We start from the raw sequence: 22489 nt of genomic DNA, 5'->3' as shown, positions 1-22489 counted from the left end.
GACGGCGACCTGTGGCGAGGGGGCTTGCCCCCGTTGGGTTGCGCAGCAGCCCCAAAATTCAGGTAACTGTCAAAATATCTGGGAGCGCTTCGCACTCCAACGGGGGCAAGCCCCCTCGCCACAGGTACTCAGCCAACCAGTTCGCGCAGGCGATACCACAACATCCCAAGTGCCAGCAGCGGCGAACGCAGCATCGGCCCACCGGGAAAGGTCATGTGCGGCACAGCGCTGAACACATCAAACCCTCGGCTGTGCCCGGCATGAATCGCTTCGCCCAACAGCTTCGCGCACCAATGCGTGACGTTCAGCCCATGCCCCGAGTAACCCTGGGCATAAAACACATTCGGGTGCTGACTCAAGCGGCCAACCTGCGGAAAACGATTGGCAGAAATGCCGATCCGGCCGCCCCATTGATAGTCGACACGCACATCGCGCAATTGCGGGAAGACCTTGAGCATCTGCGGGCGCATGTACGCCGTGATGTCGGCCGGATCGCGCCCGGAATAATGACAGGCGCCACCGAACAGCAGGCGCCGGTCCGCCGAGAGCCGGTAGTAATCCAGACCGACTTTCTGGTCGCAAAGCGCCAGGTTCTGCGGGATCAACTGCGCGGCGACCTCAGGTGCCAAAGGCTCGGTGGCGATGATGTAGCTGCCGGCCGGGAGCACCTTGCCGCTGAGTTTCGGTTCGAGTTCTTCCAGGTGTGCGTTGCAGGCGAGCACCAGAGTGCCGGCGCGCACCGTGCCACCGGCACAGCGAACCTGCACCGTACTGCCATGGATCAACTCCAGTACCGGGCTCTGCTCGAAAATCTGCACGCCAAGGGAGTGCGCCAGTTTTGCTTCGCCCAGCACCAGATTGAGCGGGTGCAAATGGCCCGAGCCCATGTCGATCAGGCCACCGGCATACACACCTGAATCCACCACTTGCTGACGGATCTGCTCCGGCCCGACCAGACGGGTTTCATGGGCGTAACCTGATTCGGCCAGACTTTCCTGCTCCGCCTTGAACGCCGCGAACTGCGCCTGGGTGTTGGCCAGCTCGCAGAAGCCCCAGCGCAGGTCGCACTCAATCCCGTGTTCACGGATGCGATTGCCCACCAGTTCAACCGATTCCACACCCGCACGCTCCAGATAGCGCACGCCGTCCTCACCGACATGCCGGGTGAAACCGCTGACGTCATGCCCGATGCCGCGGATCAGTTGCCCGCCATTGCGTCCGCTGGCGCCCCAGCCGATCCGCCGGCCCTCCAGCAGAATCACCGAAAGCCCGCGTTGAGCCAGTTCGATCGCGGTATTGACCCCGGTAAAACCGCCGCCGATCACGCAGACATCGGCCGCAAGGTCCGAGGCCAGCGTGGGGTAGGACGTCAGGCCATTGGCGGTGGCCGTGTAATAGGAATGTGCGTGTTCGTTATTCATTGGTTGGACTTCACTTTGCTCCAGGAACGGGTCATCAGTCGCATGATCGCCTGGGGCGGGGTGGTCGAAATGTAGAGTTTGTCGAGGACTGCCTGGGGCGGGTAAACCTCAGGGTTGTTCACCAGTTCAGCGTCCATGTATTGCTTGGCGGCCGGGTTCGGGTTGGCGTAACCGACGGAGGCGCTGACCTTGGCAATCACTTGCGGATCGAGCAGGTAGTTGATGAAGGCGTGGGCTTCTTTCTGGTTGCCGGCATCGGCAGGAACCGCCAACAGATCGAACCACAAGTTACTGCCTTCCTTCGGGATCGCGTAGGCGATGTTCACGCCGTTCTTGGCTTCCTTGGCCCGGTTCGCGGCCTGGAACACGTCACCGGAATAGCCGAAAGCCACGCAGATGTCGCCGTTGGCCAGGTCCGACACGTACTTGGACGAGTGGAAATAGGTGATGTACGGCCGGATGCTCAACAGCTTGGCTTCGGCTTTTTTGAAGTCCTCGGGGTTCTCGCTGCGCGGGTCCATGCCCATGTAATTGAGAATCGCCGGGAACACTTCATCGGCCGAGTCCATCATCGATACGCCGCACTGGCTGAGCTTCTTGATATTTTCCGGCTCGAACAGCACGGCCCAGGAATCGATGCGGTCGATGCCGAGCACTTGCTTGACCTTGTCGACGTTGTAGCCAATGCCGTTGGTGCCCCACAGGTACGGCACGGAATGCTCGTTACCCGGGTCGTTTTTCTCCAGCAGCGCCAACAGTTTCGGGTCGAGGTTCTTGAAGTTGGGCAACTGCGCGCGGTCCAGTTTAAGGAACGCGCCGGCCTTCACCTGACGTGCCAGAAAGTGGTTGGACGGCACGACCACGTCATACCCGGTGCGGCCGGCGAGCAACTTGCCCTCCAGGGTTTCGTTGGAATCAAAGACGTCGTAGGTCACCTTGATCCCGGATTTGGCCTGGAAGTCAGCGAGGGTGGTTTCGCCGATGTAATCGGTCCAGTTGTAGACGCTGACGGTGGGCTGAGCCTGGGCAACAGCACTGAACAGCACGGCCAGCGCGGCGGGAACCATGGATTTCAATAGACGCATTCGACACCTCTTCTAATTATTGGATTCTTCCGCATTTTTTCTGGTGTCCTGGCGGCCGCCATCGCGAGCAGGCTCGCTCCCACATTTGGAATGCGTTCCCCTGTGGGAGCGAGCCTGCTCGCGATGAGGCCTTCACAGACAACGCAAATGTCAGACGCTAAGCATTAGGAATTCACGCTCCCAGGAGCTGATCACCCGTTTGAAGTTCTCGTGTTCGGCACGCTTGACCGCCACGTAACCGCGCACGAATTTGTCGCCCAGATACCGGCCGATGGTTTCGCTCTCTTCCATCTGCGTCAGCGCATCCTCGATGGTGATCGGCAGGCGCAGGTTGCGGCGCTCGTAGGCTCGGCCTTGTACCGCCGCACTCGGTTCGATGCGTTCAACCATGCCCAGATAACCGCACAACAAACTGGCCGCGATCGCCAGGTACGGGTTGGCGTCGGCGCCCGGCAAGCGGTTTTCCACGCGCATCGAGTCCGGCGTCGAGGTCGGCACTCGCAGGCCGACGGTGCGGTTTTCTTCGCCCCATTCGACGTTGACCGGTGCCGAGGTGTCCGGGAGGAAGCGGCGGAACGAGTTGACGTTGGGCGCGAACATCGGCAGCACTTTCGGGATGTACTTTTGCAGGCCGCCGATGTGATGCAGGAACAGCTCGCTCATCGTGCCGTCGGCATTGGCGAAGATCGGCTGCCCGGTCGCGATGTCGACCACACTCTGGTGGATGTGCATGGCGCTGCCGGGCTCATCGCCAATCGGCTTGGCCATAAAGGTCGCGGCGACGTTGTGCTTGAGCGCCGCCTCACGCATGGTGCGTTTGAACACGGTGATCTGGTCGGCCAGGTCCAGCGCGTCGCCGTGACGGAAGTTGATTTCCATCTGCGCCGGGCCGTCTTCGTGGATCAGCGTGTCGAGGTCCAGGCCTTGCAGTTCGCACCAGTCGTAGACGTCTTCGAACAGCGGATCGAATTCGTTCGCGGCGTCGATGGAAAACGACTGACGACCGCTTTCTGCGCGGCCCGAACGGCCCAGCGGTGCCTTGAGTGGCAAATCCGGGTCTTCGCAGCGTTGGGTCAGGTAGAACTCCATCTCCGGGGCGACAATCGGCCGCCAGCCTTTGTCGGTGTACAGCTGCAGCACTTTTTTCAGCACGTTGCGCGGCGACAGTTCGATCGGGTTGCCGAACTTGTCGAAGGTGTCGTGGATCACGATGGCGGTCGGCTCGATGGCCCATGGAATCACGTAGACCGCGTCGGCGACGGGCTTGCAGACCATGTCGATGTCGGCCGGGTCGAGCAGGTCGTAGTAGATGTCGTCGTCGACAAAGTCCCCGGTTACCGTTTGCAACAACACACTTTCCGGCAGGCGCATGCCTCGCTCATGCAGGAACTTGTTGGTGGGTGCGATTTTGCCGCGTGCAATGCCGGTCAGGTCGCTGACGACACACTCGACTTCGGTAATCTTGTGATCTTTCAGCCAAGTGAACAGCTGATCGAAAGGGGCATTCATAAAGACCTCGTTATTGGTTTTATTAACGCCGGGGAGGGTGGTTTCATCCACCACACACTTCCCCTGAGGCGCGTTGACGACTATCTTGGGCGAGCCTTGCGGTTCCATCTATCCACTTTCAGCAGCACCAAAACGCACCAAACGAGTGCGTAAGGTCATTCATGTCAGCGTCCAGTCCGATTCAGGTTCAAGCGTTCAACACCGACGATGTCGCCGCGCAAATCCGCGCCACGCCGGGTTGGGTCCAGCATTATCAGCAGATGTCGCCGGGGCATTTCGCCGGGCGTGTGCGCTACCTCGACCTGCAAGGCGTGGAAATCTACGAAGAGCAGATGAACACCCGGGTCGAACAGAATTTCAGCGCGCCCGAGGGTTCGCTGGCGTTCTGTTTCGATCGCAGCGACAACGCGCTGTACGTGTTGAATGGTGAAAGCCGCAACATCTGGATCACCCCGGAGAACTACCAGGAAATCGCCGTGGTGTTCGGTCCGGAGTTTGTGCAGCGTCACGGTTTGAATGTCGCGCGGCTGGAAGGCTTGTTCATGTCGCCACTGAACTCGGGGCAGAACGCCTTGTTCAGCCGCTGGTTGAGCGGCACCTTGACCCGGCTCGCCGAAACGCTCGACCCGCCGAGCAAAGAAGCGCTGACCCAGCAACTGCTCGAGGATTGCCTGTACATCCTCGACAACGCCTGCGTGTGCCTCGATCGCGGCGGCCTGCAGCGCCGTACCGAAGAACGCGCGGTGATGAAACGCATTGGCGAATGGGCTGCCGATTCACCGGAAGAAACCCTCAACCTGCTGGAGCTGTCCCAGGTCGCCGGGGTTTCACTGCGTCAGTTGCAGCACGCGTTCAAGGCTTTCACCGGGATGACGCCGACCCACTGGCTGCGCCTGCGCCGCCTTAACAGCGCACACCGCGAATTGCTCGCGCGAACACCGAATGACACCACCGTTGCCGAAGTGGCGATGAATTGGTCGTTCTGGCATCTGGGTCGGTTTTCCAGCAGTTACCGGGCGTTGTTTAAGGAACTGCCGAGTGAAACGCTGAAGCGTGCGGTTAACGCTCGCGCAACGCTGACGTGACGTCGCCAAAGCCGGTTTTATCAAGTGGTTGATGCGGGTTTCGCCAGCTCAATACCCGCCGCGCCCAACCGTTTGAGGATTTCAAACAGCAAATCGCTCTTGGTCGTGCCGACAATCCTCGGGCTGCTGACGTAACCGGTGACCGTCAGCGTGATGCCCTCGGGGCTCAGTTTGCTGAACCGAACAAAGGGCGCCGGTTTGTCGAGGATGGTTTCGTGCTCGGCGTAGGTGGTGTACAGCAGGTTTTGTACCTCCTCGGGGTCAATGTCCAGCGGGAACATCAGTTCCAGTGTCGCCACCCCTTGTGCGCTGCCGCCGAGGGTGACGTTGCGCAGGTTCTGCGAAATCAGTTGTGAGTTGGGCACGATGACGATCGAGCGGTCGCTGAGTTGTATTTCCGTGGCCCGGACGTTGATGCGGCGGATGTCGCCTTCGACGCCGCTGATGCTGATCAGGTCGCCGACCTTGACCGGGCGTTCGGTCAGGAGGATCAGGCCGGAGACGAAATTCTTGACGATTTCCTGCAAGCCGAAACCGATCCCCACCGACAAGGCGCTGACGATCCACGCCAGATTGGTCCATTTGATGCCCAGAGACGATAGTGTCAGCAGAATCACCAGGGCATAGCCGATGTTGGCGAACAGTGTGCTGAGCGAGGCACACATGCCGGGGTCCATGTCGGTCTTGGGCAGGAACTCGTTGTCCAGCCATCGGCGCAGTGTGCGAATCAGGTAGATGCCGATGAACAGGGCCAGCAGCGCATTCAACAAGTGGCCCGGGATGATATTGAGTTTGCGCAGGCCATCGCCGCCAAGGATAGCGAACGTCTGGGTGAACAATTGCCCGAGTGTGGTGCCGACGCCACCGACAAACAGTGAAATGACGGCGAGCAGCATTAAACCGGCACGACCGACCCCGGACAGAATGATCGACACTTGTTCAAGGCGCAGGTCGCCGATCCCGAGCAACTGTTTGAGCGCCTTGCCGCTGGGGCTCTTGGGAGAAAACAGGTACTCGCAGCTGTCTCTGAACAACTGGGTCAACAAGTAGAAGCCCGACAGGATGATAAAACCCCAGACCAGTTGGTAGGTGATGAATCGCGCCAGGGAGATGTAGCCGATCAGCAGGGCAATCATCGCGACAACAATGGCGATACCGGCGAATGAATAAATCAGGCCGGCGACGGTGGTGCTCGACTCCGGTGCTTCACCGGTGGCCGCCACGGCTCTGCGGACTTTGCTGGCATGCAGGAACAACGTACCGATAATCAAGGTGACCGCCAGCGCGATCAAACCCCGGCCGAAGAGGATGGCGGGCGGGCTCATGCCGGTGACGTTGGTGATCTGTGCCAGGCCCACCAGAATCAGCAACGTGACGGCCAGCATCCTGGGGAACGGCTGGATTGCCAGTGCCACGGGATCGGCGATCGCCGGCAGTCGCCAGGAGGGATGTTTGGTCGATAGCATCGCCCGGCTCAGGCCGGTAATCAGGATGCAGACGTAGATGACTTTTTCGAATTCTTCGGCAAAGGTCTGAATCAGGGGCGTCAACGGCAATTGTCGGGTCAGCGCATAAAACAGCAGTTGCATCGCAATAGCGGTGGCCAATACCGTGGCTACAACGGAAGCCAGTGCGAGCGAACTTCGCCGCAAACGTCCTTCCGGCATTCGATGAATACACACCCAGGTCAGCCCGCGCTCTGCGATTCTTCGGCCCCAGGACCAGATGCTCACGGCCAGCAAGATCAGGGCGACGGCAAACAGACGCTCGCCGGGTTGCCAGGCATTCTTGATGGCGCTGGAGGCCTGCTGGATGAAATCGCTCAGCCGCTGGCGGTCCTCCTTCAGCGGATTGAACAACGGCGCCCAGAATCCCGGCCCTAGAATACTGCCGCTGCGCAACGTGACTTCGGTTTCCAGCAGGCTGCGGCGAATACCGGCGATTTGAATGATGAGGTCAGCGGCATTGTTTCGAAGCGCCGTCAGGGTTTTCAGGCTGGAATCGATTTTGGTCTTTTGCTCGAACAGATAGGCTCTTTGCGTCGAAATATCCGTTTTCTCGGACGCGACATCCTCCTGTGATACCGGGCCCAACACATCAAGCTGGGCTTGCAGTTGCTTCTGTTCGGGCAGCAGGGATGACTGGAGGCTGTCCACATCGTTGATAAACGACTGCACGGAGTCTTGCAGGCCGGTCATTTGGGTAAGGTTATTGGCCAGCGAAATCTGTTGCTTGATTCGGTCAAGGCGGAGTTGCAGTTCCAGCAGATCACTCTGGGAGATAGCAACAGTCGCAGTACCTGACATAGGGGTTGGCATCGGCGGCAGGTCGGCGGCCGACAGCACTCCGCCACTGGTTCCCAGCAGCGTAAGCACGACGAACATCATTAACTTCAATGCATTACGCATGGGAGTGCTCGACTCTGTTGTGGGTCGCTCAACCTATGAGGTTAGGCCATCACGCCAAAACGATCGAAAAGAATCCTGCTGACCGTCCGGAAGAGGCATTACCGCGCTGGGAGTGGATGCCGCGTGATCTACACTCTTGGTTGCTCAACAAGGCCCCGGGGAGGTCACCATGAACAAGATTCCGTCTATTGGCCTGTGCGTTCTGTTGTCGGTTTCATGCACCCAGGCCTGGGCCGAAACGGTCGTGCCGATGCAGGGACAGACCTCGCAACGAACCCAACTGGATATTGATGACTGCCATGACGTAGCGCTCAGCCAGGGCACTGCGGCGGCGCCTGCTGCCGGTACAACCGTGGCTGAGCAGCCCGGGCGTCAGCATGACGAATTTTATGAAGGAGGCGATGACGCCACGAAGCAGGCGTACACAAACTGCCTGCTGGCAAAGGGATACCAGGTGCGCCCTTAATTCAGGCCCTCAATTAGCAGCCTCCAACAGAGAGCAAGTGCCGGGTGATCTACACTTCTTGTTGCTGAGTCGAGCCCGTCATCAACCGTCAGCGGTTTACCCAGCCTGCGTTCTTGCAGAGTGACGAGCTGCTTTGGAGGTCATTATGAGCAAGGTATCGTCCTTTGGCTTGTGCGTTCTCTTGTCGGTTTCATGCACTCAGGGTTGGGCTGCAACGGTCGTTCCGATGAAAGGGCAGAGTTCGCAACAGACCCAGTTGGACATCAATGAATGCAACAGCATCGCGGCCAGCCAGACTGCGTCGACGACGTCTCCCTCCGGAGGGCGCCTGAAAGGTGCTGCCGTAGGGGCCGCCGCCGGAGCGGCCGGGGCCCAGGTGCGTGGGAATCAGCGTGACGAGGTTTATGATCGCGTCGATGACGACGTAAAGCAGGACTATCGGCAGAATCGCGCCAAAGAGACCGCTGCGGCGGGTGCGGTGGTGGGCGGTTCGCGTCAGCGTCAGGAGCGCCGGGCACAAGAGAAAACCAGTGCCGCGAACACCTCGACGGCGTACACCAGTTGCCTGCAAGGCAAGGGCTATCAGGTTAATCCCTGAGCTTTTTGTGGCCGTTGTTCGAGCAGATAAACCATCAGGCAGGCATACAACGTGACGGCAAGGAACAAGCCCATGCGCACCGCAAACGCGGTGTACACGTCCTTGCCGGCGATGCTGTCCTGAACCGATTGGCCCAACAGGATGATCAGCGTGATCAACGTGTTGAGCCAGAACCCCGGGGTGAACCGGGTCGGGCTCAGGGCATACAGCTTGCGCGCGAGCACCAGGCCGAACAGCAGCATCCACAAGTAGAACATCCACAGGTGCACAAACAAGCTGAGGGCGCTCCAGAACAGGATCGCCAGCAAACCGGCAAGCAAGGTCGACCCGACGAGTTCACGGCCGGCGGTGTGGGCGTTGGTCGTGGAGCTTTGCTGACCCAGGCTGACGGCCTTGAGGATGATCGGCAGGTAACCGGCCGGGTCGATCAAGGCCAGCAAGAACGTCGGCAACACGATCAAGGTTGCACGCAGCGCCACCCGACTGACTTCTTCGGCGGGCAAAGCGGGCGCGGGAGGCGGGGAAGGGGCATTGGGCGGATCCGGGAATAACCCATGACTGAGCGCCATGACCGCAACGGCGAGCAATAAACCTTTGACCAGAGCGCCGATGACCATCGCCGCCAGATCGAATTCGGCGACCCCGGCCGAGGAAATCATTGTCAGGCCAATCACCAGAAACGTCACGATCAGGGCATTGCCGCCGCGCAGTCCAAAACGGAACACCAGGAACAGACTCAAGCCGATCAGCAGAACGCCAGTGACAGGGTAATAACGCAGGATCGGGATCAGCAACAGGCCAAGGCCCGTGGTCAACATCGCGGCCAGTGCGAGTACCACCGCGGCCTTGAACGGCAACGGGCGGTTGATCGAGGCCAGCAGGATCAGGCACAGTACCGGCGCCAGAAAGGGGATCGGCAATCCCAGGCCGAAGCTCGCGGCCAGGCACAACGCCGTGCCCGTGGCGAGGCGCAATGCGCGCTGTTCCCGGGGCGTGCGTTTAGTAGGCATACGACAACCAGCTCATGAACCCCACAAACACCCGGCCCAACGGGTTCAGCGGATTGCCCTGGGTAGGGAAGGCCATGACTTCGGCCTGGCCGCCGGCACGGATGGCGCGGCTGTCACGCAAGGCTTTTCGGGCGTCCTCGGAGAACTCGATGATCACCGGGAACCGCTGGGCCGGCCGCAGCCAGTCGCGGCTGTTTTGCACGCCAGGCAAGGTACCGGGCGCGGGTGTCTGTCCGACACTGACCCCGTAACCGACGCTGCGCACGCGTCCATCGAACACTTCGCCGGGCAGTGCATCCAGGACGATCGCCACCGGCGTATCGACTTTCACCAGGCCGAGGTTGTTTTCGGTCATGTCCGCGCTGATCCATACATCGTGGATGGCAATCAGCGTCATGACCGGGCCACCGGCCGCGGCGAACTGCCCGGCGTCGGTGCGCAGGTCGGTGATCAGCCCCGCTGAGCGGGCGCGAATCTGCGTATTGGACAAGTCCAGCTCGGCTTTTGACAGGGCCGTGGCGGCGCTACGCAGCAGGGCGTTGTCTTCCTCGCTGCCGCCTTCTTGCTCGCGCGCACGTTGCACTTCGGCGCGAGCGGCCGCGACCTGGCTGACCGCCTGTTCACGGTTGGCGCGAGACACTTCGAGCAGGCGTACGGAAATGGTGCCAGGGTCTTCGCGGTACAGGCCTTCTAGGCGCTGATTGTCCTGTCTCGCCTTGAGTTCATTGGCCTGGGCAGCGCGCAAATTGGCTTGCGCCGACGCGATGCCGGCGGTGCTGGCGCCGATCTGCCGACGGGTCGATTCAAGGTCGGCACGGGCGCGGTCGACGGCAATCTGATACGGCTGCGGGTCCACTTCGAACAGCACATCGCCAGCCTTGACGTCCTGATTGTTGCGCACGTTGACGCGAATCACCCGACCGGCCACTTCCGAGGCGACCGGAATGACGAAGGCCCCCACTCGCGCTTGTTGTGTATAAGGCGTGAAGCGGTCCGCCGCCAAGTACCACGCCAGGCTCAGGAGGATCAGGATCAGCACCCATTTGATGCCTTTTTTCGCCGGGTCGGCGGCAGGCGCGGGAGGCTTGGGGGCAGGTGCCTCGGGGACAGGCTGCGCGACTTCACTCATGGCTGTTTACCTTGTGGGGCAGAGGGGCGGCGGGCTCGCTCAGCAGGTCGCCCCAGTCGGTGCGTTTTTCCATCTGCTGGCGGGTGGCTTCATCGACTTTGGGCTGGGCGCTGTACCAACCGCCGCCCAGGGATTTGTACAGGGCGATCAGATTGCTCACGGCGTTGCTGCGGGCGACCAGGTAGTTGTCCTGCTGTTCGAGCAATGCGCGCTGAGCATCCAGCACGCGTTGAAAGTCCGAGTAACCTTCGCGGTACTGCTCGCTGGCCAGCACCAGCGAGCGTTTGGCGGCTACTTCGGCCTCGCTGAGGATGCGTTCGCGCTCCAGGGATTTGATCAAGCCTGTGGCGGCATCGTCAGCCTCGCGCGCGGCCTGGCGGACCTTGTCGCGATACGCCTCGATCAGTTGCTGCAACCGCGCATCCTGGATGCGCACGTTGTTACTGATCTGGCCATGGTCGAACAGGTTCCAGCGCAGGCTGGGGCCGCCGATCAGGTCCAGGCTCCTGGACGTCCCGTTGAGCGTGTCGGCCGACCAGACGATGCTGCCGAGCAAGGTCAGCGACGGATAGAAATCACTTTCGGCCACGCCGATCAACGCCGACTGGGCCGCGACATTCAGCTCGGCCGCGCGCACATCGGGCCGACGCAGCAAAAGATTGGCCGGTACATCCTGGAGCACGGCGCGATCGACCAGCGGGATCAAGCCTTCGTTATTCACCAGCAACGGTAAGGCGCCCGGCGCTTGCCCGATCAACACGGCCAAGGCGTTGCGGGTTCGTTGCAACTGGTCTTCAAGGGTGGGGATGGTGCTCAATGTGCCAAGGTATTGGGTTTTGGCCTGTTGCAGGTCGAGTTCGGCTTGCTGGCCGCTGTTGAACAGCTTTTCGGTGATCTCGAAGTTGCGCTTTTGCTGTTTGGCGTTCTCCCGGGCGACGCGCAACCGCGCCTCGGTGGTGCGCAACGAGAAGTAAGTGTCGGCAACCTGGGCGCGCAGCAATACCAGCACGTCTTCATAGTTGGCCTGGGCCGCAAAGTAATTGGCGTCGGACGATTCGATGGCGCGGGCGAAACGCCCCCAGAAGTCCAGCTCCCAACCAATGTCGAACCCGGCGCTGTATTGCCAGAAATGGCTGTCCTGAGGATTGGTGCCACCGGATTGCCGGCGGTTGAAGTACAAGCTGTCGGCGCTGGCTTGCTGCAGTTGCGGGTACAGACCGCTTTGCGCAATGCCCAATTGGGCACGGGCCTCCATCACGCGCAGGCCGGCGATCTTCAGGCTGGAGTTATGCGCATCGGACGCGGCAATCAGCTCATTGAGCAGCGGATCGTTGAAGACCTGCCACCACTGGCGGATATCCGGATGGGTTGCGCGCTGACTGGCCTGTTCAAGGGCGGCGGTGTTCCAGCGTTCGACCCATTTTTCGCCCGGCGGCTGGAAGTCCGGCCCCAACCGCACGCAGCCACTCAGGCCAAGTGCAGCGAACAAGAGGAGGTGGCCTGGCAGCCTCAGCAAGGAACGGCCTCGATGCATCGCGTATCGTCCAACCGGGAAAGGTCACTGGAGCATAGCCGTCCAAATGAGCAACCGGCTGCTAAGCTTCTCAAGCACCCTCAAACCTTCTGCGATCACTTATAGGCAGGACACTCATGAGTAACCCCCAAGGTTATGTCGAACCGCATTCCGCTGGTTGGCGCTTCAAAGTAGGCATCGCGATTATCTGCGTCATGCTGGGTTCGTGGCTGATGGTGCCGATTGCCGCGGCGCTCGATATTCCAGGTTCAAGAGTCGCCGCGCTGACCGGCGTTTTGTTCATCAGCAATAAAGTCCTGCTGATCATCGTCATCGCCGTCATGGGCAAGGCCGGATTTCAGCAGTTGAAGAGCAAGCTGTTCGGTTATGTATCCGGGCTGGCGCCGTCCATGGATACCGAAGTAGGTCCGATCCGTCACAGGATCGGTATCGTGATGTTTTGCCTGCCGTTGATCTCGGCCTTTCTTGAACCCTACGTCGACACGTTTTGGCCGGGGTTCAGACCGAACCTTTGGCAGCTTCAATTGCTGGGCGATGCCATGCTGATCGGCAGCTTTTTTGTGCTGGGGGGTAATTTCTGGGAGAAGGTGCGGGCGTTGTTTATCCGCACGGCAAAGGTCGTCAATCCAGAGGCGGTGTGAGGCCTGCCTGCTAGCGCGAAATGATCCCGTGATCGATCGCGTATTTGACCAGGGCCGCGGGTTTGTCGATGTTGAGCTTGCGACGGATGCTCAGACGATGGGTTTCCACCGTGCGCACGCTGATATCGAGCTCGCGGGCCATTTCCTTGTTGTTCAGCCCCTGGGCCATTTTGTACAACACCTGGCTTTCGCGGGGTGTCAGCTCGTTGTCGGTGCTTTTGTCGGCAATCAGCCGCTGGGCGATTTCGGCGCTATAGAACGTGCCGCCACTGGCGATGGCTTCGATGGCCGCAATGATTTCCCGCGACGGTGAGTTCTTCAGCACATAACCGCTGGCACCGGCGCGAACAGATTCACTGACGTATTCATTGTTGTCGTACATGCTCAGCATCAGCACCTTGAGCGACGGGTACTGGGCGCGTAATACGCGAGTCAGCTCAAGCCCGTTCATGTCGCGCAGGCCGATGTCGACCAGCAGCAAATCTGGCTGGCAGCGCCCGACCATCTCGATGGCATCTGCGCCGCTCTCGGCTTCGCCCACCACTTCCAGGGGCGCCATGACCGCCAGCAGCGCTTTGATCCCGTCACGGACCAGGGAGTGATCGTCGACCAGGGCGACACGGATCGGGTGGGGCAGGTTCATCGCGGTATTCACTCTTGTTGTAAGGGGGCGAGTCAGCGTTTTGTGCTGGCCATTTTCATTGGCAGCAGCACGTCCAGCTCACTTCTTCCGGGCATCGAAATCAGGTCGAACCGTCCACCGAAATGCTCGACACGCTCACGGATATTACGCAAGCCAATGCCCGCGTGGCGACGTTCGACCTGGGCGACGTTGAAACCAACCCCGTCGTCGATCACGGTCAGTCGTACGGTTTCTTCCGAGCCGTGCAGGGTAATCGAAACGTTTTTAGCCTGCGCATGGCGTTCGATGTTGGTCAGGCCTTCTTGCACAATCCGGAACAGCGAGACGGCTGCTCCTTCCACCAGATCGCAGTCGAACTCATTGTCGTCGTAGGTCACGGTGAGACCGCTGCGCTGCTCGAATTCTGCGGCGAGCTGGCCGATCGCCGCCGGCAGGCCCAGGGTGTCGAGCAGTGACGAACGGAGGTCATGGGAGAGGCTGCGAACCTCACCAATCGCGTCGCCGAGGCGCGCCGTGGCGTCTTTCAGCGTGCTCAAACCCTTGTCTTGTCCCTGGTCGTTCTCCAGCAGCAGACTGGCCAGTTCGAACTGAAACTTGATGGAGACGAGCACCTGACTGATGCCGTCGTGCAGCTCGCGGGAAACCCGTGATCGCTCTTCTTCCTGCAAGCTGACGATCCGCTGGGTCAGACGCTGTAGCTTTTTGTCCGCCAGACGATGTTCGCTGACGTTGAGCGTCATGCCGCTGGCGAAGACAAACAGCACGGCCACGAGGGCGACGGCGGCAATCGCCAGCATGGTCTTGCGGATACCGTGAGCCACTTCGTCGCGTGCTTGCTGGGTGGCGCGTTCAACGTCTTCCAGGTAAATGCCGGTGCCAAGCATCCAGCCCCAACGATCCAGCATCACCACATAAGCGAGTTTGTCGGTCACCTGGCCGGAGGAGGGCTTGTTCCAGGCGTAGCGCTGGAAACCTTCGCCGGACTGCGCACTTTTGAGCAGCGCCTGAATCACCGGCAAACCGTGCGGGTCCTTCATGTCCCACAGGTATTTGCCCACCAGTTCCGTCTGGCGTGCGTGCATCAGGCTGCGACCCTCGCGGTCGTAGACGAAGAAGTAGCCATTGATGCCAAAGCTGAGTTTGCGCAGTTCCTCCAGCACTTGTTGCTGGGCACGCTCGTCACCGTGGCCGTCGTCGTACAGCGGCGCGATCAGGCTTTGCGCCATTTCCACGTAGTTTTTCAGCTCGGCACGCTTGCTCGCCAGAATGCTGTCTTCGATCAGTTGCGCCTGTTGATCGCCGAGCTGGCGATTCAGGGAAATCACCAGCGCGCAGATCACGGCGATCGCCAGCACCAGCGGCAGAATCCCGAGCGCGACGATTTTGTGTTTGAGCTGCATCTTGGCTCCTGACCGGACCGAGGGAAGGCGATGGCCCGGCATCATATGCCAAAGATACGCGGCTCCAGTAGCGGCGCTGGACGGAATGACCTGCGGCGGTGGTGTCCGCCTATTGAAATGCAAAACCCTGTGGGAGCGGGCTTGCCCGCGAAGAGGCCATCACATCCAACATCTCTGTTGGCTGTTACACCGCCTTCGCGGGCAAGCCCGCTCCCACAGGTTTTGCATTTCAGCTTAAAGATCAGTGGCGTCTACGTAGAACTACGTAGACGCCACGTACGTAGTAACGCGGATTTATTTGTAGACGGCATGCGGGGATATTGGGCCAGCTCCGCACCGCGGACACAATTATAAAAATTACCGCCGCAGTCACTGGCTGTCGGCAGGAGACACGCTATGCCCCGTCTGGCTAAACACCTCGCCTGGTTTGCCGTGGCTGTCCTGGGAGCGTTCGCGCTAAGTGTCGTGGCCTTGCGCCGCGGCGAAGCGATCAACGCCCTGTGGATCGTAGTCGCAGCCGTCGCTATCTACCTCGTCGCATACCGCTACTACAGCCTGTTCATCGCCACCAAGGTGATGCAACTCGACCCCAATCGTGCCACGCCCGCCGTCATCAACAATGATGGCCTGGACTACGTGCCGACCAACAAACACGTCCTTTTCGGTCACCACTTCGCGGCCATCGCTGGCGCGGGTCCGCTGGTCGGTCCGGTCCTGGCGGCGCAAATGGGCTACCTGCCCGGCACGCTGTGGCTGATTGCCGGGGTGGTGCTGGCGGGGGCGGTTCAGGACTTCATGGTCCTGTTCATGTCCACTCGCCGCAACGGCCGCTCCCTGGGCGACATGGTCCGTGAAGAAATGGGCCGCATCCCCGGCACCATCGCGCTGTTCGGCTGTTTCCTGATCATGATCATCATCCTCGCGGTGCTGGCATTGATCGTCGTGAAAGCCCTGGCCGAGAGCCCGTGGGGGATGTTCACGGTGATGGCGACTATCCCGATCGCGATGTTCATGGGCATCTACATGCGCTACATCCGCCCGGGCCGCATTGGTGAAATCTCCATTGTCGGTGTGCTGTTGCTACTGGGTTCGATCTGGCTCGGTGGGCAGATTGCCGCTGACCCGGTCTGGGCCAAAGCCTTCACCTTCACGGGCATTCAGATCACCTGGATGTTGATCGGCTACGGTTTTGTCGCCGCGGTATTGCCGGTGTGGCTGATTCTGGCGCCGCGTGATTACCTGTCGACCTTCCTGAAAATCGGCACCATCGTCGCTTTGGCGATCGGTATTCTGGTCACCATGCCCGACCTGAAAATGCCGGCACTGACCCAGTTCATCGACGGCACCGGGCCGGTGTGGAAAGGCGGGTTGTTCCCGTTCCTGTTCATCACCATCGCCTGTGGCGCGGTCTCCGGTTTCCATGCGCTGATTGCCTCCGGCACCACGCCGAAACTGTTGGCCAGTGAAGGCCATGCCCGCTACATCGGTTATGGCGGCATGTTGATGGAATCCTTCGTCGCCATCATGGCCATGGTCGCGGCTTCGGTAATCGAACCGGGCGTGTATTTCGCCATGAACAGCCCGGCGGCGCTGGTGGGCTCCGATGCTGTTTCGGTTGCTCAGACCGTCAGCAGTTGGGGTTTTGCAATCACCCCGGAAGCGCTGCAAGCGGTGGCCAAGGACATCGGTGAAACCACCATTCTGGCCCGTGCCGGTGGCGCACCAACGTTGGCAGTCGGTATCGCGCAGATCCTGCACCACGTTCTGCCGGGTGAAAACACCATGGCGTTCTGGTACCACTTTGCGATCCTGTTCGAAGCATTGTTCATCCTGACAGCCGTCGATGCGGGTACCCGTGCCGGACGTTTCATGCTCCAGGATTTGCTCGGCTCGTTCGTGCCATCCCTGAAACGTACCGAGTCCTGGACCGCCAACCTGATCGCAACTGCCGGTTGTGTGGCGATGTGGGGTTATCTGTTGTACCAGGGCGTGATCGATCCACTGGGCGGCATCAACACCTTGTGGCCATTGTTCGGCATCTCCAACCAGATGCTGGCCGGTATCGCGCTGATGTTGGCGACCGTCGTACTGATCAAAATGAAACGCCAGCGCTACGTCTGGGTGACCATGTTGCCAGCGGTGTGGCTGCTGATTTGCACCACCACCGCAGGCTTCATCAAGCTGTTCGATGCCAACCCGGCGATCGGTTTCCTGTCGCTGGCCAAGAAGTACAGCGATGCGCTGGCCAACGGTCAGATCCTCGCCCCGGCCAAAAGCATCGACCAGATGCACCACGTGATCTACAACGCTTACACCAACGCAACGCTGACCGCGCTGTTCCTGCTGGTGGTCTTCAGCATTCTGTTCTTTGCGCTCAAGGTCGGCATTGCCGCCTGGGGCACCAAGGAGCGTACGGATAAAGAAGCACCGTACCAGGCGCTGCCGCAAGCGTGACGGAGGAGGGCGCCCATGTTCAATGACCTGAGTCGTCTCGGCAAATACCTCGGTCAGGCCGCACGCCTGATGGTGGGGATGCCGGACTACGACACCTACGTCGAGCATATGCAGAGCAAACACCCGGACAAACCGGTGATGAGCTACGAGGTGTTCTTTCGGGAACGCCAGGAGGCGCGTTACGGCAGCAAGGCTGGACCGAAGTGTTGTTGAATAATGACACCTAGGTAACGGGTCGCTCTCATGGAGCCCGGATGACCAGCGATAGCGATCTCAAGATCGTCATCGCAGGTCATCCGGGCTTTTTCTTTGCCTTCGCCGTCGTTGCACTACCTGATTGCTCTCCGGCGAGGCATGCGCGTTCGCCAGCGGCTATGCTTTTTTTTTCAGCCATTCAGCGGCCACCGAGTTATGAGCGACTCCAATGTTTCGCCCCCAGTCCCGGAGCCGGGCCGTATTGCACCGCGGGTGAAGGCGGGCGATCAGACCGGCTGGGGTCGCTGGATGCCGGGACTGCAGACACTGCGCGGATACCCGATTGCCGGGTTGCGGCACGACATCATGGCCGGGCTGGTGCTGACCACAATGTTGGTGCCGGTCGGCATCGCCTACGCGCAAGCTTCAGGCCTGCCCGGCATTTATGGTCTTTACGCGACCATCGTCCCGCTACTCGCTTATGCGTTGTTCGGGCCTAGCCGGATTCTCGTATTGGGCCCGGATTCCTCATTGGTTGCGGTCATCCTCGCCGTCGTCCTGCCACTCTCCGGCGGCGATCCGCAGCGCGCAGTCGCCCTGGCGGGCATGATGGCCATCGTCTCAGGGGCGGTCTGCGTCCTGGCGGGGATCGCACGTCTTGGCTTCGTCACCGAGTTGCTGTCCAAACCGATCCGCTACGGCTACATGAACGGGATAGCCCTGACCGTATTGATCAGCCAACTGCCGAAACTCTTCGGCTTTTCGATCGAGGCGGACGGGCCGCTGAGAAACCTGTGGGCCATCGCCACGGCGGTCATGGAGGGCGAGACCAACTGGACCGTGTTCACGGTCGGCCTATCCACCCTGGCAGTCATCTTGCTACTCAAGGGCCAGAAACGCGTGCCGGGCATTCTAATTGCCGTGGTCGGGGCGACCGTCGCCGTGGGTGCGCTGGACCTCGCCGAGCGGGCAAATGTATCGATTCTCGGCTCCCTCCCGCAGGGCTTGCCTTCCTTTGCCATCCCCTGGATCACGACCGCCGATATCGTCCCCGTGCTGATCGGTGGTTGCGCGGTGGCCCTCATCTCGTTCGCCGACACCAGCGTGCTTTCCCGTGTCTATGCCGCCAGGACTCGCACCTATGTCGACCCGAACCAGGAAATGGTCGGGCTTGGCATCGCCAACCTGGCCGCCGGGTTCTTTCAGGGGTTTCCCGTGTCCAGCAGTTCGTCGCGCACTCCCGTGGCCGAGGCTGCCGGTGCCAGAACCCAGCTGACCGGCGTGGTCGGCGCGCTGTGTGTCGCCTTGCTGCTGATGGTGGCGCCGAACTTGCTGCAGCATTTACCCACCAGTGCACTGGCGGCTGTCGTTATTGCATCGGCCATCGGCTTGATCGAGGTCAGCGACTTGCGGCGAATTTATCGCATGCAACGCTGGGAGTTCTGGCTGTCGATCGCCTGCACGGTGGGCGTGGCCGTGTTCGGAGCGATTGAGGGCATCGGCCTGGCAATCGTGATTGCGGTGATCGAATTCCTGTGGGATGGCTGGCGTCCCTATTCTGCAGTGCTCGGACGCGTGGAAGGTCTCAAGGGCTACCATGACATCCAGCGCTATCCCGAGGCGCGCCTTATCCCCGGACTGGTCCTGTTTCGCTGGGATGCACCGCTGTTTTTCGCCAATGCCGAACAGTTTCAAGACCGCGTGCTGAGTGCCTTGGCGGCATCGCCGACGCCAGTGCGGTGGCTGGTCGTGACGGCGGAACCGGTTACCAGCGTGGACGTGACCTCTGCTGACATGCTGGTTGAACTGACCGAAACGTTGCACGCCGCTGGCATCGAGCTGTGTATTGCCGAAATGAAAGACCCGGTCAAGGACAAGCTCAAGCGGTTCGGGCTCTTCGAGCAGTTGGGCGAACAGGCGTTTTTCCCAACAATAGGCGCCGCCGTCGACAGCTATTTGCTGACCCATCAGGTGGATCGGCAAGAAGAGGCTCGATGAAGGTAGACAGTTGCGCCATGGACTAGACTGACGCGGTTGGTTCACGGCTATAAACGAATGAGGCACTCGTGAGGTCTTGGTGATGGCAAAGGATAAGAAAAGCGCCAAAAAAAGCGACGACAGCGTAAAGATGTCAAACAAGGACTACCTGAGCGAACTGCGCCGACTGCATGTCGAGGTCGTGAAGCTGCAAGAGTGGGTCAAGCACAAGGGCATCAAGATCTGCATTGTCTTCGAGGGCCGCGACGGGGCCGGCAAAGGCGGGACGATCAAGGCGCTGACCGAACGGGTGAGCCCGCGGATCTTCCGGGTCGTGGCGCTGCCTGCACCGACCGACCGGGAAAAAAGCCAGATGTATGTGCAGCGCTACCTGCCGCACCTGCCTGCTGCCGGCGAGGTGGTGATCTTCGATCGCAGTTGGTACAACCGTGCGGGCGTCGAGCGGGTGATGGGGTTCTGCACCAAAGAGCAGGTCGCCGGTTTCCTCAAGGCCATCCCCCTTGTGGAGCGCGCCATAGTCGACTCGGGCGTTATCCTGCTCAAGTATTGGCTGGAAGTAAGCCCTGAAGAACAGACTCGCCGGCTTGAGGAACGCATCAAGGATGGGCGCAAGATCTGGAAGCTGACTGCCATGGACCTGAAGTCCTACAGCCGCTGGTATGACTATTCCCGGGCACGCGATGACATGTTCAAGTCGACGGATACCGGACATGCCCCATGGCTGGTGGCCAACTCCAATGACAAGCGGCGGGCGCGCCTGAACATCATCACCGATTTGCTCAGCCGTATTCCCTATGAGGAGGTGCCGCGCGAGACAGTGAAGTTGCCTAAACGGCAGCGGCCGGGGGGCTACCGTGAACCGAATTACCCACTCAAACGGGTCGCTGAGAAGTTCTGACGATTGTCATGAAATGAAAAGCCATTGTCGTCTGATGAGAAGCGTCTCATCAGGCGGCGTCCTACAGTCCAGTCAGCGTAAATCGACGCATTGCAGACTGGAGAATAAGAAAACATGGCCAAAGCCGTCCGCTTTCACGAAACCGGTGGTCCCGAAGTCCTTCGTTATGAAGACGTCGAGGTCGGGGAACCTGGCCCGGGTCAGGTTCGTCTGCGTCATGTGGCCGTCGGCCTGAACTATGCCGACACCTACTTTCGCAATGGCACCTACCCGATCCCGTTGGCTAACGGCATGGGCGTTGAAGCCTCTGGCGTCGTACAGGCTGTGGGCGAGGGCGTTACCCACGTCGAAGTCGGCGATCGCGTTACCTACACCGGTTTTCTCAATACGCTGGGCGCGTACAGCACCGAGCGCCTGATCGCGGCCGCACCGCTGATCAAACTGCCGGAAACCATCAGCTTCGAAACCGCTGCGGCCATGACCATGCGCGGCCTGACGTCGGCGTACCTGATGCGGCGTATTTATGATTTCAAGGTCGGCGACAGCATTCTGCTGCATGCCGCCGCCGGGGGTGTGGGGCTCATCGTTTCGCAGTGGGCCAAGTTGCTCGGCCTGACGGTCATCGGCACCGTCTCCACGGACGTCAAAGGCGAAATCGCCCGCGCCCATGGCTGCGACCATGTCATCAACTACAGCCATGAAGATGTCGCCCAGCGCGTTCGTGAGCTGACTGACGGCGTCGGCGTCAACGTGGTGTTCGACAGTGTGGGCAAGAATACTTTCATGGGCTCCCTGGACTCGCTCAAGCGGCGCGGCCTGATGGTGTGCGTGGGCACGGCTTCCGGTCCGATCCCGGCCTTTGATCCGGTGATGCTGGCGATGAAAGGCTCGCTGTTCCTGACCCGCCCGGCCTTGGCCGACTACATCGCCGATCCTGCGGAAAAAGCCGCGCTGGCGAGCGAGCTGTTCGATCACGTCGGCAGCGGCCGGATCAAGATCGAGATCAACCAGCACTATGCTCTACAGGATGCCGTGCAGGCCCATCGTGACCTGGAATCGCGCAAGACCACCGGCTCGTCGATTTTCGTCATTTAAGGGAGCGGCCAGCCATGAAAGTCGAACAATTGACCTGCAACATCGGCGCGGAACTGATCGGCGTCAACCTCGCCGACGCGATCCATGACGACGGTCTTTTTGCCGAGATTCGTGCCCAGTTGCTCACGCATCGCGTGGTGTTTTTGCGCGATCAGGACATCAGTCGTGCCGAGCACGTGGCCTTCGCCCGTCGTTTCGGCGAGCTGGAGGATCATCCGGTGGCCGGCAGTGACCCGGATCACCCGGGTCTGGTGCGCATCTACAAGAAGCCGGACCAACCGATGGACCGCTACGAAAACGCCTGGCACACCGACGCAACCTGGCGCGAGGCGCCACCGATGGGCTGTGTGCTGCGCTGCGTGGAATGTCCACCTGTGGGCGGCGACACCATGTGGGCGAACATGGTCGAAGCCTACGCAAACCTGCCTGATGATGTGAAGTCGAAGATCGCCGACCTGCGCGCCCGGCACAGCATTGAGGCCAGTTTCGGCGCGGCCATGCCGGTCGAAAAGCGCCTGGCACTGAAGGCCATGTATCCGGACGCCGAGCACCCGGTGGTGCGCACCCACCCGGAAACCGGGGAAAAGGTGCTGTTCGTCAATGCCTTCACCACCCACTTCAGCAACTACCACACTCCCGAGCGCGTGCGCTTCGGCCAGGACGCCAATCCGGGCGCCAGTGAATTGCTGCGTTACCTGATCAGCCAGGCGTACATCCCCGAGTACCAAGTGCGCTGGCGCTGGAAGCCGAACAGCATCGCCATCTGGGACAACCGCAGCACCCAGCACTACGCGGTCATGGATTACCCGCCGTGCCACCGCAAGATGGAGCGTGCCGGGATCATCGGCGACAAGACTTACTGATCGACCCCTCTGCATTCGCACTCGTCACTGCGCCCACCGGGCACGATCCCGGCTGGG

Annotated in this window: 19 protein-coding genes; 10 read left to right on the top strand and 9 right to left on the bottom strand. The window is 60.5% G+C overall.

The features are described 5' to 3' along the window. Positions 1-128: 128 nt before the first annotated feature. The 3 genes from ACA060_RS14820 to ACA060_RS14810 form a co-directional block, all read right to left on the bottom strand. Positions 129-1421 (bottom strand): NAD(P)/FAD-dependent oxidoreductase, encoded by a 1293-nt coding sequence (locus ACA060_RS14820; RefSeq protein ID WP_497311581.1) that lies wholly within the window; start codon positions 1419-1421, stop codon positions 129-131. Further along, positions 1418-2506, bottom strand: a complete 1089-nt coding sequence (locus ACA060_RS14815) for a polyamine ABC transporter substrate-binding protein (protein ID WP_109631637.1) — start codon at positions 2504-2506, stop codon at positions 1418-1420. The genes ACA060_RS14820 and ACA060_RS14815 overlap by 4 nt, the downstream gene beginning before the upstream one ends. 150 nt (positions 2507-2656) lie before the next feature. Further along, entirely contained in the window at positions 2657-4015 is a 1359-nt protein-coding gene (locus ACA060_RS14810; protein WP_109631634.1) for a glutamine synthetase family protein, read from the bottom strand. A 161-nt stretch (positions 4016-4176) separates the two neighbouring features. Here ACA060_RS14810 and ACA060_RS14805 point away from each other — a divergent pair, with 161 nt between their 5' ends. Further along, on the top strand, positions 4177-5100 hold the full coding sequence (locus ACA060_RS14805) for a helix-turn-helix domain-containing protein (protein ID WP_497311580.1): 924 nt from the start codon (positions 4177-4179) through the stop codon (positions 5098-5100). Between the two features lie 20 nt (positions 5101-5120). Here ACA060_RS14805 and ACA060_RS14800 read toward each other — a convergent pair whose 3' ends face one another. Further along, positions 5121-7508, bottom strand: a complete 2388-nt coding sequence (locus ACA060_RS14800; protein WP_497311579.1) for a DUF3772 domain-containing protein — start codon at positions 7506-7508, stop codon at positions 5121-5123. Between the two features lie 169 nt (positions 7509-7677). Between ACA060_RS14800 and ACA060_RS14795 the strand changes: the two genes are divergently transcribed. Further along, on the top strand, positions 7678-7974 hold the full coding sequence (locus tag ACA060_RS14795) for a hypothetical protein (protein ID WP_497311578.1): 297 nt from the start codon (positions 7678-7680) through the stop codon (positions 7972-7974). A 145-nt stretch (positions 7975-8119) separates the two neighbouring features. Next, on the top strand, positions 8120-8572 hold the full coding sequence (locus tag ACA060_RS14790) for a hypothetical protein (protein WP_497311577.1): 453 nt from the start codon (positions 8120-8122) through the stop codon (positions 8570-8572). On the opposite strand, the gene ACA060_RS14785 is transcribed toward ACA060_RS14790, so the two are convergent. From ACA060_RS14785 to ACA060_RS14775, 3 genes are read right to left on the bottom strand one after another with little or no spacing between them, the layout of a single operon-like run. Then, complete coding sequence (locus ACA060_RS14785) at positions 8557-9582, bottom strand: DUF2955 domain-containing protein (protein WP_497311576.1); 1026 nt, start codon at positions 9580-9582, stop codon at positions 8557-8559. The two genes, ACA060_RS14790 and ACA060_RS14785, sit on opposite strands and share 16 nt — an antisense overlap. Next, complete coding sequence (locus ACA060_RS14780; protein ID WP_497311575.1) at positions 9572-10711, bottom strand: HlyD family secretion protein; 1140 nt, start codon at positions 10709-10711, stop codon at positions 9572-9574. Before ACA060_RS14780 ends, ACA060_RS14785 begins: the two co-directional genes overlap by 11 nt. Continuing rightward, the gene (locus ACA060_RS14775; RefSeq protein ID WP_497311574.1) at positions 10704-12245 is read right to left on the bottom strand and encodes an efflux transporter outer membrane subunit; all 1542 of its coding nucleotides are present in this window, start codon (positions 12243-12245) and stop codon (positions 10704-10706) included. Before ACA060_RS14775 ends, ACA060_RS14780 begins: the two co-directional genes overlap by 8 nt. 116 nt (positions 12246-12361) lie before the next feature. Between ACA060_RS14775 and ACA060_RS14770 the strand changes: the two genes are divergently transcribed. Beyond that, a complete protein-coding gene (locus tag ACA060_RS14770; protein WP_497311573.1) occupies positions 12362-12886 on the top strand; it encodes a transporter suffix domain-containing protein in 525 nt (174 codons plus the stop codon). Between the two features lie 10 nt (positions 12887-12896). Here ACA060_RS14770 and ACA060_RS14765 read toward each other — a convergent pair whose 3' ends face one another. Together ACA060_RS14765 and ACA060_RS14760 are read right to left on the bottom strand one after the other, a co-directional pair. After that, entirely contained in the window at positions 12897-13529 is a 633-nt protein-coding gene (locus ACA060_RS14765) for a response regulator (RefSeq protein WP_497311572.1), read from the bottom strand. Positions 13530-13561: 32 nt separating this feature from the next. Then, entirely contained in the window at positions 13562-14929 is a 1368-nt protein-coding gene (locus tag ACA060_RS14760) for a cache domain-containing protein (protein ID WP_497311571.1), read from the bottom strand. A gap of 396 nt (positions 14930-15325) precedes the next feature. Here ACA060_RS14760 and ACA060_RS14755 point away from each other — a divergent pair, with 396 nt between their 5' ends. The 6 genes from ACA060_RS14755 to ACA060_RS14730 all read left to right on the top strand — a co-directional run bounded on the left by ACA060_RS14755 (position 15326) and on the right by ACA060_RS14730 (position 22432). Then, positions 15326-17383, top strand: coding sequence for a carbon starvation CstA family protein (locus tag ACA060_RS14755; protein WP_497311570.1), 2058 nt, complete (start codon positions 15326-15328; stop codon positions 17381-17383). Between the two features lie 15 nt (positions 17384-17398). After that, the gene (locus ACA060_RS14750) at positions 17399-17596 is read left to right on the top strand and encodes a YbdD/YjiX family protein (RefSeq protein ID WP_109631600.1); all 198 of its coding nucleotides are present in this window, start codon (positions 17399-17401) and stop codon (positions 17594-17596) included. Positions 17597-17794: 198 nt separating this feature from the next. Continuing rightward, positions 17795-19576, top strand: coding sequence for a SulP family inorganic anion transporter (locus tag ACA060_RS14745; protein ID WP_497311569.1), 1782 nt, complete (start codon positions 17795-17797; stop codon positions 19574-19576). Positions 19577-19658: 82 nt separating this feature from the next. Further along, positions 19659-20474, top strand: a complete 816-nt coding sequence (gene ppk2 / locus ACA060_RS14740) for a polyphosphate kinase 2 (RefSeq protein WP_497311568.1) — start codon at positions 19659-19661, stop codon at positions 20472-20474. 114 nt (positions 20475-20588) lie between these two features. Next, positions 20589-21569 carry a quinone oxidoreductase family protein gene (locus ACA060_RS14735; RefSeq protein ID WP_497311567.1) on the top strand — a complete coding sequence of 327 codons (981 nt, stop codon included), beginning with the start codon at positions 20589-20591 and terminating at the stop codon, positions 21567-21569. Positions 21570-21583: 14 nt separating this feature from the next. Continuing rightward, positions 21584-22432 (top strand): TauD/TfdA dioxygenase family protein, encoded by an 849-nt coding sequence (locus ACA060_RS14730; RefSeq protein ID WP_497311566.1) that lies wholly within the window; start codon positions 21584-21586, stop codon positions 22430-22432. Positions 22433-22489: the final 57 nt, after the last annotated feature.

Source organism: Pseudomonas sp. LBUM1671 (assembly GCF_059695685.1).
Note: the sequence above shows the minus strand (reverse complement) of the source record. Positions and strands in the feature narration are given on the sequence as shown.